General features: G+C 32.3%; 11 protein-coding genes and 1 pseudogene. 11 read left to right on the top strand and 1 reads right to left on the bottom strand.

Translation table 11 applies throughout. From position 1 onward, the window contains the following. Positions 1–319 (bottom strand): response regulator (locus IEW41_RS14270; RefSeq protein WP_188607056.1); only part of this gene is annotated, 319 nt, incomplete at its 3' end. Between the two features lie 272 nt (positions 320–591). On the opposite strand from IEW41_RS14270, the gene IEW41_RS14265 reads away from it, so the two are divergent. From IEW41_RS14265 to IEW41_RS14210, 11 genes and pseudogenes are all read left to right on the top strand, one after another. Beyond that, a complete protein-coding gene (locus IEW41_RS14265) occupies positions 592–4,161 on the top strand; it encodes an RHS repeat protein (RefSeq protein WP_188607055.1) in 3,570 nt (1,189 codons plus the stop codon). Positions 4,162–4,197: 36 nt separating this feature from the next. Then, entirely contained in the window at positions 4,198–4,593 is a 396-nt protein-coding gene (locus IEW41_RS14260) for a hypothetical protein (RefSeq protein WP_188607051.1), read from the top strand. Between the two features lie 84 nt (positions 4,594–4,677). After that, positions 4,678–8,634, top strand: a complete 3,957-nt coding sequence (locus tag IEW41_RS14255; protein ID WP_188607054.1) for a DUF6443 domain-containing protein — start codon at positions 4,678–4,680, stop codon at positions 8,632–8,634. Continuing rightward, the gene (locus IEW41_RS14250) at positions 8,635–8,979 is read left to right on the top strand and encodes a hypothetical protein (protein ID WP_188607053.1); all 345 of its coding nucleotides are present in this window, start codon (positions 8,635–8,637) and stop codon (positions 8,977–8,979) included. It abuts the gene before it with no gap. A 773-nt stretch (positions 8,980–9,752) separates the two neighbouring features. Beyond that, positions 9,753–13,124, top strand: a complete 3,372-nt coding sequence (locus tag IEW41_RS14245) for an RHS repeat protein (RefSeq protein WP_188607052.1) — start codon at positions 9,753–9,755, stop codon at positions 13,122–13,124. Between the two features lie 36 nt (positions 13,125–13,160). After that, positions 13,161–13,556 carry a hypothetical protein gene (locus tag IEW41_RS14240; RefSeq protein WP_188607051.1) on the top strand — a complete coding sequence of 132 codons (396 nt, stop codon included), beginning with the start codon at positions 13,161–13,163 and terminating at the stop codon, positions 13,554–13,556. Between the two features lie 84 nt (positions 13,557–13,640). Next, a complete protein-coding gene (locus IEW41_RS14235; protein ID WP_188607050.1) occupies positions 13,641–17,540 on the top strand; it encodes a DUF6443 domain-containing protein in 3,900 nt (1,299 codons plus the stop codon). Positions 17,541–17,920: 380 nt separating this feature from the next. Further along, entirely contained in the window at positions 17,921–18,607 is a 687-nt protein-coding gene (locus IEW41_RS14230) for a hypothetical protein (RefSeq protein ID WP_188607049.1), read from the top strand. Between the two features lie 99 nt (positions 18,608–18,706). Then, a complete protein-coding gene (locus IEW41_RS14225) occupies positions 18,707–19,135 on the top strand; it encodes a hypothetical protein (RefSeq protein WP_188607048.1) in 429 nt (142 codons plus the stop codon). Positions 19,136–19,318: 183 nt separating this feature from the next. After that, positions 19,319–19,974 (top strand): annotated as a pseudogene (locus tag IEW41_RS14695) (IS1 family transposase). A 52-nt stretch (positions 19,975–20,026) separates the two neighbouring features. Beyond that, positions 20,027–20,525 (top strand): hypothetical protein (locus IEW41_RS14210; RefSeq protein ID WP_188607045.1); only part of this gene is annotated, 499 nt, incomplete at its 3' end.

The raw sequence follows: 20,525 nt of genomic DNA, 5'->3' as shown, positions 1-20,525 counted from the left end.
GGAAGTTATCATTATAGCTTGTTAATACAATAATTTTAACATCATCATGCTCTTCTCTTATTTTTAACCCTAAATCTTCTCCTCCTAATATTTTACCGTCATCAGAAGGCGGAATTCTAATGTCTAAAAAAATCAAATCAAACTGGAAATCAGTTGATTTATAATTCAATTTTTCTAATGCCTCTTGGCAAGAGTTTGCAGATTCAACTCTAAAACAAAAGCTGTTGTTTATGGAGTTTAAACGCTCTAAAGCGATTTTATAAATATCAATAATGGCAGGATGATCATCGATAATTAATACGTTAAAAATGTTATGCATACTTTCATATAAATGAGTTAGGGAGAATCAAAACATTTTGTAATTACAACAATGATAAAAAATATTCGCGAATAAATTTTATCTCAAGTAGTAATAGTTTTCAACATTTAAGAACTATATGGGCTTTAAATCAAAATTGAGGGTTTTACCTTACTTATTGTAAGGCAAAACCTTACTAATTTGCAAATTAAAAATGGTTAATTAGCTACATCTCAATTAATAGCAGAATAGAGATAACACACTTATTAAAAAAATTTTAAACTAAGTTTTTAATGAAAAAATTAAGCTTTTTTCTAATATTGTTTTTTGCTTTTATGGCAAATGTTTTAATTGCTCAAGAGCTTCCTGAAATTATTCTACCATCACCAACAGTTGCTAATTTAATGCGATTTGAAGAGGTTCCTGTGAATCACTATACAGGTATACCAGATATAAGTATACCAATTTATAATACTAAAATTTCTAATACACTTAACTTGAGTATTGATTTAAACTATAATCCATCAGGAATTCGAATAGACGAACGTTCAGGATGGACAGGTACGGGATGGAGTTTAGGTTCTGAGAGTGTTATTTCAAGAACAGTTATGGATGTTCCTGATGAAATTTATTCTATTCCCAATGGCAGCATTAGTGCGCCAGGAGATATAGGCACGTTTAACAATAACTTTGATGAATTTGGTTCTATAAATTTTCAAGGTGGAAATGTTCCAGCTCAGTGGGAAGAATTTGTTTGGAAAACTAGTCAAGGAGCTCAACATTATGATTACCAGCCAGATTTATATCAATTTAGTTTTTTTGGGTTTTCAGGTCGCTTCATAATTATAAATGAAAATGGAAATCTAGTTCCAAAAATTGTTTCATCAGAGCAAAAAGTAGAAATTAATATAAATTATAATACTTATTCAGGCTATAATCAAAATCAATTTGAGATAACAAGTTTTGAAGTTATTGATACGAGTGGCAACAAGTTTTTGTTTTCTGCTATAGAAACATCTACAAGTACTTCAGCAATGCAAGGTGCTAACCAATTAAATGAACTTATTGTCCAAGGAGTAAATAATCCACCTAAAGTAATGACTTATAGTTCTTCGTGGAAGTTGACTAGTATAAGCTCTCCAAATGATAATATATTAGCTACATATACGTATAATACTATAACAGAAGAGTTTGATACTCCTAGGAGTTACGAAAGTAATAGTTTGACAAACTTCATAACACTACCAGCAAGCTTAATAGGTTCGTTAAAGTCATATAATGCAGGGCTTATGCCTCCTAAGTGGATGCAAACATGGAGTCAATTAGAAATTCAAAGTTTAAAAATAAAGGACATTACACTTCATAATCAAACAAAAATTGAATTTGCAAGATTTTTAGGGCACCCTGAATATGCACCACTTACAGGATGTCAGCTTAATAATATCAAAGTAAAAAATAATAATGGAAGCATAGTCAAGAATATAAATTTGATTTACAGTACATCATCAAATAATAGATTATTCTTAGATCAGATTAATGACACTACTGCTAGTGAAACATTACCATATATATTTCACTATGAGGATAAAGATAGTTTGCCTGGATTTGGTAGTGATTACAAAGATAATTGGGGGTATTATAATGGTAATTTGCCATATTATGATATACAGCTTTATGAAAATGCTGTTAAAAAGGGTCTTTTAACTAGCATTGAATATCCAACAGGTGGGAAAAAAGAGTTTGATTATGAATTACATGAAATAGCTTATGTAGGACAAGAACTTGTAAATATTTATGAGTTACCTGAAAATAGAGACTCTGCTTTGAAAACTATTTCTTATGAAGGGTTTGTAGAAACACCACAGCAACAACAATCTCCATTAAATGGTCGATTATTTTTCTATATTGATGTTCCACAAACAATAAATATAAATTATAATGTTTCCAATTCTATTTCCAATGCGATTATATATGGAAACCATAGACTAGAACTTAGTTCTGTTAATTTTTTAGGATATGATCCATACGCGACTGGTGTTCAGCCATTTCCATCATCGGAAAACGATGTAACTAATATTACACCAATTCAAAGTTATGTCTTGAATAGTAATAGTCAAAATGTAAGTATTACTAAATCTGTAACTCCAGGATTTTATATGTTGAGAGTTATCACTTCACCTTTTTATTTCGTTGACCCCTCAAACGGAAGTACTTATTTAGAGGTTGATGCGTCAGTTAATTTAAGTGAATTTCAGTATAACAGTAGAAATTTAAAAGGAGGGGGTTTAAGAATAAAGCACATAAGATTTACAGACAATGGAATTGAGAAATCTAAAACTAGTTTTAATTATGATTTAGATAGTAACGATAGTTCTTTAGTAAATCCCCATGATCCTAATATTCCACTTTCTAGTGGTGTATTTGATGGTAGTATACTTATGACTAGAACATTTCCAAAACGAATGAATTTAATTACACCAATTGAATGTCAGCAAGGAAATGGATTTGCACCTGGGAATTATCCCTCAACGCTCTATGTTTTTCAATCCAAAAAAACTTTGAACTCTATTATTGGAGGAATGACTAAGGGGAATTATGTAGGATATAAAAATGTATCCGTATCTCAATCTAACAATGGTCGTACAGATTATGAATTTACAACTTCATTAGAGTATCCTAATTATCCGCAGTTCTATTATAATTGGGAATCTCCTCCATATTTTGAAGCGCCAGTTCCTGATACAGATTATAAAAGAGGTCTATTAACTAAACAATCTATTTATAATAACGGAGGTGATCTTTTAAAGGAAGTTGCTAATGAATATAAATTTGAAGAGGAGTTAGCCACCTACCAGTATTATCACACGTTTTATAATGGCAATTGCGTTTTTGATGTGTTTTATACAAATTATTATAATTTTAGTAATGGTATACCTGATGCCGAGCATCCATGTAGTGTTGATACCACTCCTGTCTCAGGAGCTAATTGTTTACCTACTGATTATATTGGGATACAGCCAGTTTACCACAAATGGGGGAAGTCATTTCTGAAAGAAACTATATCTAAAGATTATTTTTATGATGCTCTACATACACAGTTTAATACAGAGTCTAGGCAAACTTTTGTTTATAACACTGGAAACTTTCAGATTAAAGAACAGAATAGTTATGTTTTTGAATCTGGAGTTGAGCAACACTACAAAACGAAATATTACTATCCTGTAGGGGGTGTCCCAGCAAGTTATAATAATGCTGCAGCTATTAATAAACTTAATACAATAAACAAAATTAATGAGGTCTTAGTAACCGAAAATTATAAAAATGGAAGTCTATTAACAAAAATTCAAAATCAATATTTAGAATTTAATGCAGATTTAATAGAATTGAGTGCTGTCCAAGTTGCTAAAGAAAATAACATCCCAGAAGACCGTATAGTTTATCACAAGTATGATCTTTATGGTCATCCATTGGAGGTAAGCAAAGCAGATGGGATGCATATAGTTTACATTTGGGGTTATAACCAGAGTCAGCCAATAGCGATGATAGAGAACCTAGACTACGCTAGTATTCCAACACAAACCATAGCCAATTTGCAGTCCTTATCCGATTCAGATAATGATCGAACACTAGGTGCTTCGGGCAATGAAGGCGCATTAAGAACCGCTTTAAACGCTTTAAGAGTTAGCTATCCAGAAGCCATGGTATCGACCTATACCTATGACCCATTAGTAGGAGTTACCAGTATGACAGATGCCAAAGGTTATACGATGTATTACGAATATGATGAGTTTAACCGTTTAAAGCAGGTGAAAGATGCTGATGGTAAGATATTAAACGAGACGATGTACCATTATAAGCAGTAATGAGATTTATCAAGAACACATAAAGCATATTTTAAGATGAGAATATTATTAAAAATAATCCCGATTTTAGTTTTTATATTAAGCACCTGTTCACTATCTGCACAAGTGTCAGATTATACTTTGACGAGTTCCAGTGTTACCATTGGAAATGAAAATATAGCCATAGGGTCTACACTATCTAAAACAGGTAATGATTTAAGATGGATACAACAGTCTAGTGAGACCGTAAACATTACTGATTTTCAAATTACAGGCACTAGTGGTGATTGGAACCAAAGCACTTCTATGGGTATGGTTACTTATAATATAGCTATGGATGGAGATGATTTAGGGACTTTTGTATTAGAAGGAACTACAGCTGGAGTTACAGTAATATTAACACTAGACCAACAACAGCATAGTTTTTCAATAAACACAATTACTTACCAATAATACCAAACTATGATCAATCTTATAAAGGCCATACAGCAAAACAAGTTATTATTAGGGTGTTTATTTATTTTAAGCACTTACCAAATGAGTTATGCACAGATTACAGGAACATTTTCTGTAGCTCCTAATAGTCAGCATACTTATTCTTATACTAATGGGACAGTTATTACACTTCCTAATTGGCAAATAACAGGAGGAACATTAGTATCTTCTTCACAATCAGGAACGACATATACAGCAATTGTAGATTGGGGAGGAGTAGGAACGGGAAGTATCACTTTTAAGAAAAAGGGAGTGGTAATGGATAGTCAAGCGGTCACAATAGCAACTACTTCTGGACCACAAACACCAGAGATGCCATTGATTACAAATAATTGTAATAGTACACGACTCACTAGAGGAACACCTCCAACAGGAGATATTTGGTACTGGCAGACGACCTCGACAGGAACTAGTACTACCAATTCAGCACAGTATATAGATTTAACATCAGGAACGACATATTACTTAAGGGCTTATAACAGTGCATCTACAAGTTGGAGTACAGCAGCAGTAATCAACTATAGTGTTAGTGCAAGTAATTGTGGTTTAAGTAATAAAAACTATATCTATAGTGTTTCACCACAAGTTTCGGCAACTAGTACCAGTGGGCTTCAGGATAATGAAAAAATAGAATCGGTGACCTATTTTGATGGTTTAGGAAGGCCTGTTCAAAGTATTAGTATTAGAGGCGGAGGGAATGGAGAGGACATTATTGTACATACAGAGTATGATGCGTTAGGAAGACAGACAAAGGAATATTTACCTTACCATAATTTGAGTAACGGAGGTGCTTTTATGAATAATGCTCTATCAGCAACAACTCATTTTTATAACACTTCAACCTATGAATATACTACTAATCCTTATTCCGAAAAATTATTAGAATCTTCACCACTAAATAGAGTGTTAAAGCAGGCGGCACCAGGTACAGATTGGGGATTAGGTAGCGGTCATGAAATACAGTTTGCTTATCAAAGCAATACAACTAATGAAGTTAGATATTATGATGTAAGTCTCACTCTTTTGAATAACATCTACACACCAACTCTAGAAGGTGGTACAACATATTATGCAGCTAACGAGCTATACAAAACAGTGACTAAGGATGAGAATTGGGTTAGTGGAACCAACCACACTACAGAGGAATTTAAGGACAAACAAGGGCGAGTAGTTTTAAAGCGGACCTATAATAATGGAGCACATGACACATATTATGTATATGACGACTATGGAAACCTAACCTATGTGCTACCACCAAAATCAGAGCCACACACAGCAAAACCAGAAGCAACAAAATTATCGGAACTCTGTTATCAATATAAGTATGATTATAGAAACCGATTAGTAGAAAAGAAGATCCCAGGAAAAGGCTGGGAGTATATAATATACAATAAGCTAGATCAACCCATCCTGACTCAAGATGCAAATTTGAGTACACAATCTAAATGGTTATTCACTAAATATGATGCTTTTGGAAGAGTAGCTTACACAGGGGTTATAACCAATGGAAGCTCAAGAATGGCATTACAAAGTGCAGCAGACAGTAGCACATTGCTTTATGTCACTAAAAATACATCACCAACAACCATTGCAGGAACTACGATTTATTATACTAACGACGCAAGTGTTTATCCAACAACAGGGATTACCGAACTGTATACCATTAACTACTATGATGACTATACATTTGATAAAGATGGATTATCACTGCCTAGTACAGCAGATGGTCAAGCGATAATCAATTATAATGACACTAATAAGGTTTTAACAAGGAGTTTAGCCACAGGCAGTAAAGTGCGTGTATTAGGCACCTCCAATTGGATAACCACATTATCGGGATATGACGTTAAAGGGCGACCTATATACTCTGTAAGCAAGAACAATTATTTATCAACAACAGATATGGCTATAAGCACATTAGACTTTGTTGGTAAAGTAGATAAAATCACTACAACTCATAGTAAGACAGGACAAAATAACATTACTACTGAAGAAACATTTGACTATGACGATCAAGGTAGACTAACCTCTCAAAAACAAAAGATAAACCTATTGGATGAAGAAGTGTTAGTGCAAAATACCTATGACCGTTTAGGGCAATTAATAGCAAAAGGAGTTGGAGGCAAAACCACACAAGGGCGATTACAGACTGTAGACTACACCTATAACATTAGAGGTTGGTTAAAAGGAATAAACGACATAGATAATTTAGGTTCAGATTTGTTTGGCTTTAAACTAAATTACAATACAACAAACCATGGAGGTACTGCTTTGTATAATGGTAATATTGCAGAGACCGAGTGGAAAACACAAAATGACAACACTTTGCACTGGTACAATTACCAGTATGATGCTTTAAACCGTATTACAGGAGCAATATCAGATAACTTCGACCGTTATGGATTGAGTAGTGTTGCCTATGATAAGAATGGAAATATTACCAATTTAACAAGAAAAGGACATGTGGTAGAGAATCCAGTGTCGACCAACAGTGCACATTTTGGAACTATGGATATATTAACCTACAGTTATCAAACAGACACCAATAGACTTATGAAAGTAGCAGACGCAGCAACGGTTGATCAATATGGGTTTAAGGACGATGCTGTTAATACAGCTGCCGATACAGCAGATGATTATGCTTATGATGCGAATGGGAATATGACATCGGATACCAATAAGAATATCACAGCAATTGCATACAACCATTTAAATTTACCAACACAAGTTACTATAGGATTTGAAAATATTCAATATATTTACGATGCAACAGGAGTAAAACAGAAGAAAATAGTGAGTACAGGGACAACAACAGAGTATGCTGGAAACTATATGTATGAGAACAACGTTCTTAAGTTCTTTAACCATGCAGAAGGGTATGTAGAACCAGATGGTTTTGGGTTTAAGTATGTGTATCAATACAAAGACCACTTAGGGAATATTCGATTGTCTTATAAAGATATAAGTACTACAAGTACAGCTTCGATAGAAATTGTTGAAGAAAACAACTACTATCCTTTTGGACTGAAACATAAAGGGTATAATAACGTAATTAACGGCACAGAACACAAGTACAAGTTTGGAGGAAAAGAATTATCGGAAGAACTCGGTTTAAATACTTATGATTTTGGAGCAAGAAACTATAGTCCAGATTTAGGACGTTGGATGAACATAGATATAAAAGCAGAAGCTTATTATCCAATTAGTCCATATCAATATGTGTTAAATAATCCTATTGTAAATGCTGACCATAATGGCCAATGGACAGTTACCATACATTATAATATGACCTACAATGCTCTTTCTGCTGCTGGAATTGGGAAAAAACAAGCGGATTTAATTGCACATTATTCTTCGGTATATGCTGACCATCCTGGAGCGCACGAAACTTCTATAGGTTATGTTGATGCAGCATATATAAATAATCTCGTGCATCCTTTTAGTAAAAGAAGAGCGAAAGCGATATACAGAGATGGTATTGACTATGGTGGTACGGATTTATCTCAAGAAACCAGATGGAGTCCTAAAAGTGCTTGGAAAAACTTTAATATTTGGCATTCAATGAGGTCGAATTGGGAAGCTGAAAATCATTCTATTTCAGAAAATGGAGCAATGATGAGAGGAATGGAATTTGGATGGGATAAGATTTTTTCTTCAGCTGCATCAGGTAGCTTGAATAGTTTAGAGGCCAATAGTGCTGGCATTGAAGATTTTGGTCAAGGTATTCACGCATTGCAAGATGCATATGCTCATAGAGGAACAGATTCAAATAATCATTCAGTTGCAAATGATAGAAGAGGAGATACCACAGAAGCGGAAAATATAAGTGAATCAGCCGTAACAGTACACAATCTTTTATCAGGTAATTTTGGTGCTTTTAACGGAAGCAATAAAATAAGTTTTACATCAACGGGTATGACAGATAAACAATTTAGTCAAGTTATGGGTGCTGTATCAAATTATTTATCTTATTTATCACAAAACAAGAAAAAAGAATAGATGAGAATAGTTGTTAAAATATTTTATTATTTAAGTATTATAATATTAGCTATAGAGAGTTTAGCTTTGGCTTTAATGAGTGGTTCAGAATCAAATATTATTAACTTAAAAAACACTGAAAGTGTTGTTTTACTTTCAATATCTTTAGTCCTATTAGTAGTACTAGTTAGTCAGTTTTTTAAAAAGCTACAACCATATTCTTTAATTTTAAGTATTATAGCATTATTAGCATTAATAGCATTGAATCTGAATATTAAACTATCTACTGGAGGCTATTTATATGTTTTTTGGATTGTATTAGTAGTTGTTGCTAATACATATTTAATAAGAAAAAATAGATTATAAATTATTGAGCTAACTTTTGAGTATGGTCAGCTTGATAATGGGTCAGAATGGCGCTTTTGAAAAAAAGTAAAATTTAAATATTGATTATCAATAGTTTAAATAAAAAGCGAGCCTCTAATAGGAGGCTCATTCTTGTTCATTGAAACAATGAAAGTTCATTATAGCCTATTAAATAAGGCTTTAATTTTTCTACGTGGGTCAAATTGGCGCTTGATTATATTTGTGGTTAAGTTCAATAACTCTTCCTTAATAGTCTTTAAAGAGTTTGTTTAATAACTATTTCTCATAACTAAAGGACTTATTTTAATAATTAACTTTTCGGTCTTTTATAAGACAAAAAACGTGACGGCATAAAATATCAATTCACCATATTCTGAATTATAACAATCAAAGCTATTCAAATCCATTAATAATATTTCCCAAATAAACATTATTGTTTAAAATGGCGATGTCCTTCGGGTAAGAATTAAACCTTAAATCTCCGAAGTTTTCTTTAAATCGTAGACGACTTTATAAGAGATAAGAAAAAAGAATTAAGGAGCAATTGAGTTTCAAATCTTTGAAATCTTTTGTTATAAGGTGTATAAAATTTTTCCTCTAACGTTAAAATTATATAATTTTTTGATATAAAAATTGAGGGTTTTACCTTACTTATTGTAAGGCAAAACCTTACCTGTTTTTAAATTAAAATCGGTTAATTAGCTACATCTCAATTAATAGCAGAATAGAGACTTCTTCCTTTGATTATTTTATAAACCATTAAACTAAAACTAATGAAAATAATTTCATTTTCTAGATTTTTTACAACAATATTTATTGTGTTTTTAGCAAGCAATATTAGTAAAGCGCAGGCGCCAGAATTGCCTAAGATAGCGCCATTATCACCAGAGGTATCAAGTTTGGCAAAATTCTCAGAAGTACCAGTGTCTTATTATACAGGTGTTCCAAATGTTTCAATACCAATAACTACACTAAACGGAAGATCAATTTCTATTCCTGTAAGTGTTAGTTACCATGCTGGTGGACACAAGGTTTCAGATATTGCTTCTTGGGTTGGATTGGGATGGAATTTAAATGTTGGAGGCCAAGTGTATAGGTCAATGAATCAATTACCAGATGATTTTAACGATGGAAAAGGGTTTTTAACTACATCGACCACATTAGATGTTTTTGAAGGTTTATCGAATGAATCTAAGAATTCAATTATTCATCAAGCGACTACAGTGAATATGGTTGATTTGGCTCCAGATGAATTCAACTTTAGTTTTTTAGGATACTCAGGAAAATTCATGTTCAATCAAAATAGAACAACTGCCCATCCTTATGGTGAAATCATTTTCTTTCCAGAAAGTGATATTAAAGTTGACCCTGTATTTGATAGTAATAAAAGAATTATAGAATGGATTATAACGACCAATGATGGGAATACATTTTATTTTGGAGAGAACAATGCTATTGATCAAATCACAGATACTAAATCATACTCTACAGATAATTTAAGTTTACCTGTAGTTGGGATGGCCCCATATACCTTTTCATATACAACTGCATGGAAGTTGACCAAGATTGTAACTGATAAAAATGATGTCATTAATTTTTATTACTCAACAAATAACTATACACAGTGTACACCGACCGGTGAATCTAATATTATGAGTTGGTCTGGAGCTTATTCAAAAAGTAGCTCTCAAACAACAGGAAGTAATAGTGTTATAAGCGAGATTGTATCTGCAAATGGAAAAGTACTGTTTAATAGAGAAGTATCTGCTCGTCAAGATTTAAGCTATGATTACGCACTTGACAATATCATTGTCAAGGACAATTTTAACAAGCAGATTCAAAAAATTGATTTTGAATACGGGTATTTTCAGAGCACTGTGCCTAGTCAAAGTTTTTATCTATGTTCTGGTTTAGAGTCCAATACAGAAATAAGCAAAAGACTTAGGTTAGACAAGTTAAAGTTTTATGGAGATGTAAGTTCATCAAATCATTATGATTATGAACTAGAGTATAATACTGCAACTTTATTACCACATAGACTTTCTTCTTCTCAAGATTATTGGGGATATTATAATGGAGCCAGTAATACAACTTTGGTTCCTAGTTTATTCTACAGAGAGACAGGTCAACCAACATACCAACCCGATTTTTTTTATCAAGGGGCTAATCGTATTGTTAATCCAAGTTTCACTCAAGCGAATATGCTTAAAAAAATTATATATCCTGAAGGTGGTAAAACAGAGTTTGAATATGAGAATAATTTAGCAGCTGGAAGTTTTGACTACCCTAATAGCTTAAATATTTTTGAGCCTAATACAGAAAATTCCGTGTATATTAATACACGAAATGATGCAACAAGTAGTTCACAAAAAATTATTTCAAAGCCTTTTACCATAAATAGTCCTGTAGAATTTCAAGGGAGAGCAAGATCAAATTCTTCATCAACTATTTATGATAACGATCCCAATAATAATGGAGGAGATTACGGAGCTAATTTGCCATTAAGCAATGAAGATATACGATTTTATATTAAAGAAGCGGCAACAGGAACTATTGTAGGGAATAGTTATGGTGTACCAATAGGATATGACCCGGTTTTTATGTTAAATCCAGGAAACTATATTTTAGAAATTGTTATCAGTGCTAATACAAACGTTAATCCACAAGCTCATGATATTATTGTTGATTTGAAATGGAACACACGTAATAATGCTTATAAACTTATAGGTGGATTAAGAATTAAATCCATTAAAGATTATGAAGATCCAAATAGCTCAACTCCATCAGTTGTAAGAACCTATGATTATAAAAATCCTATTACAGGTGAGGAATCTGGATGGATTTTAGGTGTCCCAATTTTTAAAGAGGCTGTATTTGTACAAGATGAAGGACAGAATGACATTCCAAAAACCAAAGCATCATCAAATAATCTTTATGCACTTATTACAACACAAAGTAATTATGTTGGATACACATCTGTAGTTGAAAGTCGAGTAAATAATGATGAACATTTGAAAAATTCTTTTAGTTTTAGTTTTGCTCCTCTTTATTCTTCATTTTTTGGAGCTCCTAATTCTTATGAATGGGAAAATGGAAATTTAAATACTTCCATATCATATATAAAAAAACCTGATGGTAGTGGACCTCATCCAGACCCAATACCGTTTATGTATAATTACATTCCATTGAAAAAAACAGAAACTTATTACAATTATATTTTAGCTGCATATAATCGACAACAGGTTAGAGGTCTAGATATTTATCAAAAAGCATATGATTATGGAAGTCTAGGGCAAATAAAATCAATTTATGACATATTCAATGGATTGATGTTACAAAGAGAATCTAATTCGGAAGAGTTGATTTATGATGATTCCTATGTTTATCAATATTCTATTAATAATTTAGTTGATTTCACCTATGGAGATCCTTTTAAACACTTAAACCCTATAGTAAAAGAGAGTAGTTCCAGTAATGGAGATACACTCAGAGAGGAGTATAAATATCCAGAAGATATAGTGAGTCCAAATGCTGAAATACAAGCATTGATTACTCAGAATAAAACGTCATCACCAGTTAGTGTAAAATCATTTAGTGTTGGAAATTCTAATGTCTCAGAGTTAAATACAGTCTATAAAAACTGGACATTTAATGACCTCATTCTACCAAAGATAGTTCAGACCTCAAAAGGGGTTTCAAGTTTAGAAGACCGTATAGTTTATCACAAGTATGATCTTTATGGTCATCCATTGGAGGTAAGCAAAGCAGATGGGATGCATATAGTTTACATTTGGGGTTATAACCAGAGTCAGCCAATAGCGATGATAGAGAACCTAGACTACGCTAGTATTCCAACACAAACCATAGCCAATTTGCAGTCCTTATCCGATTCAGATAATGATCGAACACTAGGTGCTTCGGGCAATGAAGGCGCATTAAGAACCGCTTTAAACGCTTTAAGAGTTAGCTATCCAGAAGCCATGGTATCGACCTATACCTATGACCCATTAGTAGGAGTTACCAGTATGACAGATGCCAAAGGTTATACGATGTATTACGAATATGATGAGTTTAACCGTTTAAAGCAGGTGAAAGATGCTGATGGTAAGATATTAAACGAGACGATGTACCATTATAAGCAGTAATGAGATTTATCAAGAACACATAAAGCATATTTTAAGATGAGAATATTATTAAAAATAATCCCGATTTTAGTTTTTATATTAAGCACCTGTTCACTATCTGCACAAGTGTCAGATTATACTTTGACGAGTTCCAGTGTTACCATTGGAAATGAAAATATAGCCATAGGGTCTACACTATCTAAAACAGGTAATGATTTAAGATGGATACAACAGTCTAGTGAGACCGTAAACATTACTGATTTTCAAATTACAGGCACTAGTGGTGATTGGAACCAAAGCACTTCTATGGGTATGGTTACTTATAATATAGCTATGGATGGAGATGATTTAGGGACTTTTGTATTAGAAGGAACTACAGCTGGAGTTACAGTAATATTAACACTAGACCAACAACAGCATAGTTTTTCAATAAACACAATTACTTACCAATAATACCAAACTATGATCAATCTTATAAAGGCCATACAGCAAAACAAGTTATTATTAGGGTGTTTATTTATTTTAAGCACTTACCAAATGAGTTATGCACAGATTACAGGAACATTTTCTGTAGCTCCTAATAGTCAGCATACTTATTCTTATACTAATGGGACAGTTATTACACTTCCTAATTGGCAAATAACAGGAGGAACATTAGTATCTTCTTCACAATCAGGAACGACATATACAGCAATTGTAGATTGGGGAGGAGTAGGAACGGGAAGTATCACTTTTAAGAAAAAGGGAGTGGTAATGGATAGTCAAGCGGTCACAATAGCAACTACTTCTGGACCACAAACACCAGAGATGCCATTGATTACAAATAATTGTAATAGTACACGACTCACTAGAGGAACACCTCCAACAGGAGATATTTGGTACTGGCAGACGACCTCGACAGGAACTAGTACTACCAATTCAGCACAGTATATAGATTTAACATCAGGAACGACATATTACTTAAGGGCTTATAACAGTGCATCTACAAGTTGGAGTACAGCAGCAGTAATCAACTATAGTGTTAGTGCAAGTAATTGTGGTTTAAGTAATAAAAACTATATCTATAGTGTTTCACCACAAGTTTCGGCAACTAGTACCAGTGGGCTTCAGGATAATGAAAAAATAGAATCGGTGACCTATTTTGATGGTTTAGGAAGGCCTGTTCAAAGTATTAGTATTAGAGGCGGAGGGAATGGAGAGGACATTATTGTACATACAGAGTATGATGCGTTAGGAAGACAGACAAAGGAATATTTACCTTACCATAATTTGAGTAACGGAGGTGCTTTTATGAATAATGCTCTATCAGCAACAACTCATTTTTATAACACTTCAACCTATGAATATACTACTAATCCTTATTCCGAAAAATTATTAGAATCTTCACCACTAAATAGAGTGTTAAAGCAGGCGGCACCAGGTACAGATTGGGGATTAGGTAGCGGTCATGAAATACAGTTTGCTTATCAAAGCAATACAACTAATGAAGTTAGATATTATGATGTAAGTCTCACTCTTTTGAATAACATCTACACACCAACTCTAGAAGGTGGTACAACATATTATGCAGCTAACGAGCTATACAAAACAGTGACTAAGGATGAGAATTGGGTTAGTGGAACCAACCACACTACAGAGGAATTTAAGGACAAACAAGGGCGAGTAGTTTTAAAGCGGACCTATAATAATGGAGCACATGACACATATTATGTATATGACGACTATGGAAACCTAACCTATGTGCTACCACCAAAATCAGAGCCACACACAGCAAAACCAGAAGCAACAAAATTATCGGAACTCTGTTATCAATATAAGTATGATTATAGAAACCGATTAGTAGAAAAGAAGATCCCAGGAAAAGGCTGGGAGTATATAATATACAATAAGCTAGATCAACCCATCCTGACTCAAGATGCAAATTTGAGTACACAATCTAAATGGTTATTCACTAAATATGATGCTTTTGGAAGAGTAGCTTACACAGGGGTTATAACCAATGGAAGCTCAAGAATGGCATTACAAAGTGCAGCAGACAGTAGCACATTGCTTTATGTCACTAAAAATACATCACCAACAACCATTGCAGGAACTACGATTTATTATACTAACGACGCAAGTGTTTATCCAACAACAGGGATTACCGAACTGTATACCATTAACTACTATGATGACTATACATTTGATAAAGATGGATTATCACTGCCTAGTACAGCAGATGGTCAAGCGATAATCAATTATAATGACACTAATAAGGTTTTAACAAGGAGTTTAGCCACAGGCAGTAAAGTGCGTGTATTAGGCACCTCCAATTGGATAACCACATTATCGGGATATGACGTTAAAGGGCGACCTATATACTCTGTAAGCAAGAACAATTATTTATCAACAACAGATATGGCTATAAGCACATTAGACTTTGTTGGTAAAGTAGATAAAATCACTACAACTCATAGTAAGACAGGACAAAATAACATTACTACTGAAGAAACATTTGACTATGACGATCAAGGTAGACTAACCTCTCAAAAACAAAAGATAAACCTATTGGATGAAGAAGTGTTAGTGCAAAATACCTATGACCGTTTAGGGCAATTAATAGCAAAAGGAGTTGGAGGCAAAACCACACAAGGGCGATTACAGACTGTAGACTACACCTATAACATTAGAGGTTGGTTAAAAGGAATAAACGACATAGATAATTTAGGTTCAGATTTGTTTGGCTTTAAACTAAATTACAATACAACAAACCATGGAGGTACTGCTTTGTATAATGGTAATATTGCAGAGACCGAGTGGAAAACACAAAATGACAACACTTTGCACTGGTACAATTACCAGTATGATGCTTTAAACCGTATTACAGGAGCAATATCAGATAACTTCGACCGTTATGGATTGAGTAGTGTTGCCTATGATAAGAATGGAAATATTACCAATTTAACAAGAAAAGGACATGTGGTAGAGAATCCAGTGTCGACCAACAGTGCACATTTTGGAACTATGGATATATTAACCTACAGTTATCAAACAGACACCAATAGACTTATGAAAGTAGCAGACGCAGCAACGGTTGATCAATATGGGTTTAAGGACGATGCTGTTAATACAGCTGCCGATACAGCAGATGATTATGCTTATGATGCGAATGGGAATATGACATCGGATACCAATAAGAATATCACAGCAATTGCATACAACCATTTAAATTTACCAACACAAGTTACTATAGGATTTGAAAATATTCAATATATTTACGATGCAACAGGAGTAAAACAGAAGAAAATAGTGAGTACAGGGACAACAACAGAGTATGCTGGAAACTATATGTATGAGAACAACGTTCTTAAGTTCTTTAACCATGCAGAAGGGTATGTAGAACCAGATGGTTTTGGGTTTAAGTATGTGTATCAATACAAAGACCACTTAGGGAATATTCGATTGTCTTATAAAGATATAAGTACTACAAGTACAGCTTCGATAGAAATTGTTGAAGAAAACAACTACTATCCTTTTGGACTGAAACATAAAGGGTATAATAACGTTATAAATGGCACAGACCATAAGTATGGGTTTGGTGGCAAGGAAGAACAAGATGAACTTGGTCTTGGGTGGATTGATATTACGGCTCGTAACTATAACCCAGAATTAGGTCGTTGGATGAATTTAGACCCATTAGCTGAACTGATGAGAAGACACTCACCATATAACTATGCATTCAATAATCCACTTCGATTTATTGATCCAGACGGAATGAAAGCTTTTGGTTGCCCTGATGGAGATTGTGGAGATGACCCTAACACTTGGTGGGGTTCAATATGGCAAAAGGCTGCTAAAGCCACTGATTATATTGATAAAAAAGTAAATGAAGCTAAATATAATTTATACAAGAAGGCGGGTGATATTGCATCAATATTTGAAGAAGATGTTGAGCCAGTTGCAAAAACTACTTCTGAAACAGCAGAGACAGCTGCAGGGTTGGTAGAAGAAAATGCTAAAAGTATCAATGTGAAAGAAGTAGCCTCAGATGTAAAGAAAAAAGCAGGTATTGCTAGTAATGTTTTAACAGGGGTAGAATTAGTAAGTGAATTTTCAAAAAATGGTGTTTCAGAAAAATTAGTTCAAGATTCAGCTACCGAGGTTATATCCACAGCAACAGGCCCTGTATCACAAGCAACAAGTTTTGTTATTGAAAATGGGAAAGATGAAAATGGTGTAACGAACACTAATAATCTAGCAAAATCTTATTCTGTAATGGGTGATGCTAGAAATGCGTACATATATAGAAATTTTACGAATAGAAGCTCTTCTAGTACTAATACAAGTGCAGACACTACTCATCCTTTGACCAAAGGACCGATGGGTAATGCAGGAGATAATTTTATTTTTAATATGATTACTACTCCTTTTGTGATAATTTCTACTCTTTTTGATTGAAATTTTAACTTATTAAAGAATGTTGATTAAAAACATTATTCATAAATTTTACAGTAGTATTTTAAATTTTACTACCTATACGGGATTTAAATTAACAAATGAAGATGCTAGAGCTGTTTTGATTTTTGTTTTTGTCTTATTATTTAATGTAGGCACAATTCTTGGTTTGTTTGGTTTTAAAATTTCAGAATTAAATAAGTTTATATTAGTTATAACTTTTTTGGGGATATTTTACTTTTCTTATAGGTTTTTCTCTAATAACAAAAGGAAAATGGAAATCTTACAAATGTATAGAGGGTTAGAGCTCAAAAACAAAATTGTACTAAACATATTATCAATAGCTTATGTCATAATGTCAACAATCCTATTTTTAAAATTTCATGAATAAAATTATTATATTTTTAATTTTTAGCCCTCTTTGTTTTTCTCAAAATATTGATCCAGAAAAAGTTTCAAAAATCAGCAATATTATATGTGAGTGTCTTGAAGAAAACAAAGAAGATGTTATTGCTGATAGGATAGACAATTGTAGTTTTGTCTTAACAAAAGGTTTATCTGTTATTAAATCAGATTCAATAAGAAATAAATATGCACGAGATACTGACACTTACCTTCAAAAAAATTGTTATGAATACATTAGGATTATAAGTGATTCTAAATCGAATTCTGGACAAAAGTTAACTAGTATTGAGGATTTTAATAACGCCAAGAGTTTTCAGGTTCATGTGAATGTAATTCAAGAAAATAGTTTTTATTATACAGATTTTATAGGTGATACAATTTTAGTTTACATTAAGAAAAATAATTTTATTGAGAAAATAACATCATCTGGAAAAACTATTAATTTTAAAATGGGAAAAAAAGGAAAAGATTCTTATCTGATTTTTAAAGAAAGTAATGATATTTTCTTTTCAAATTATTTTGACCCTAAAGAAAAAATTTTAGTACGTAGTCTCAAAGTAAATGACCGTTCTTATGATATTTTTTTACAATACGAAAACGGAATTGTGATGCAAAAAACACTTAGAATTAACAATCAAGGTATTGAAAATGATATTAATGATTAGTTTAAAATTTAAGCGTATTTAATAATTAACTTAAGATTAAGTATTGTTCTTAGCAAGAATAGTTACCCGAAAAGCAACTAAGTAACCAAGACTTTTAATATGAATAAAGACATTAGTAAAAGCTCAATAACAAATAGAAGTAATTTGAATATTATTGAGATAATTATAATCCCAATTGTTAGCTTACTTATTATTGGATTACTTGTTAATTGGATTGTAGGGATTGTTATAGCTCTATTAAATTTATTATTATATCCACTTATAAGATTTTCGACTTGGGTTTTTTATAAAGAAGTAAGACTTTGCCATAATGAATTATTTGTTTTGAATAAATTTTTAAATAAGTCATTAAGTTGTAAATTAATTACAAATGATTTTAATAAAAAAAAATTATTTATTAAAGAACATAAAGCTGGTTCTAAAACAAATTATATTCTTCAATATAAGACTCATAAAATAATTGATTTATTGATATTAGAAGATAAAAATGATATTATTAGAATTTTAGGTAATGAGGGTAATGGGTAATGGGTCAGAATGGCGCTTTTAATTTTTTTTTAATATTGATTATCAATAGTTTAAATAAAAAGCGAGCCTCTAATAGGAGGCTCACTCTTGTTCCTTGAAACAATGAAAGTTCATAAAAGCTTATTAAATAAGGCTTTTATTTTTCTACGTGGGTCAAATTGGCGCTTGATTATATTTGTGGTTATGAATTGTAAAAACTGTAACAAGTGTAATTGTATAAAACGTGGAAAAAGAAATGGGATACAACGTTATTTTTGTAAAAGCTGTAACTCCTATTTTCAAGAAGCTTATTCTTATATTGCTTACCAAGAAACGACAAATACTTTAATAAAAAGTATGCTAAAAGAAGGTTGTGGTGTTTTAAGTATTTCAAGAATTATTGGTATTTCAAAAAATACTGTATTGTCAAGAATGTTAAAGATTAGTAATCAAATCAAAGCACCATATTTTAACAAACTAGGATGTAAATTTGAAATTGATGAACTATGGACTTATATAAAACAAAAAGACAACTTTACTTGGATTACTTATGTTATTGAAAGAGAAACAAAACAAGTCATTGATTTTTTTGTTGGTAGTAAATCAAAAGAAAACATAAGACCATTAATTCATAAAGTACTTTGCTCCAACCTGATAAAATTTATACAGATAGATTAAATGTTTATCCAAGTTTAATTCCTAAATCAATTCATAGACGCTTTCAATATTGTACTAATAAAATTGAACGAATGAACTTAACCTTAAGAACTCATATTAAGCGATTAAGTAGAAAAACAATATGTTTTTCAAAAAGTGAAAAGTATCTGGAAGCGCATCTAAAGATTTACTTTTGGAGCTAAAATTCATTTTTTATTTATTAGAAACCATTATATTTACTTAAAAGCTCAAAGCATGAGAAAAAGCAGTTTTTTATTATGTAGTATTCTTGTTTTACTTACTGGTTGTAAAACAATCTCAGTACAAAATAAGCAATACCAATCAACGAAGCAAAGTGTTGATTTAGGGAGCATAGGTACTGATGAAAGCTTTGTTTTAGAGCAAACCTATAACCATTCAGGAATACCTAATTACATTAACCCTATTAGAGTTAAAATCACTCCAATTTCTTTTAATAAATCATCGTATAAAATATTTAGTGTAGCAAATGAAATGCAACCAAAGGAGGTTAAAATTAATTATATAGACTCTCTGCAAAACAAACCTAAATTTTTAAACATTGAAATTGCCGATAAAATAGGATTGATTAATATGTTAAACGACGCTTCTAATAAAGACGTAAAAAACTACTTACTTAATCAAAACCAATCACATGTGGTCACTAACATTTCAATTGCGTTCAATCAAAATGATTTAGAGGCATTGGCAAATGCAACTGAGGTTTATTTAGAAA

Source organism: Aquaticitalea lipolytica, assembly GCF_014641635.1.
In the GTDB taxonomy this organism is placed as follows: Bacteria; Bacteroidota; Bacteroidia; order Flavobacteriales; family Flavobacteriaceae; genus Aquaticitalea; species Aquaticitalea lipolytica.
The sequence above is the reverse complement of the archived record's forward strand: the minus strand, read 5'-3'. Positions and strand labels throughout refer to the sequence as shown.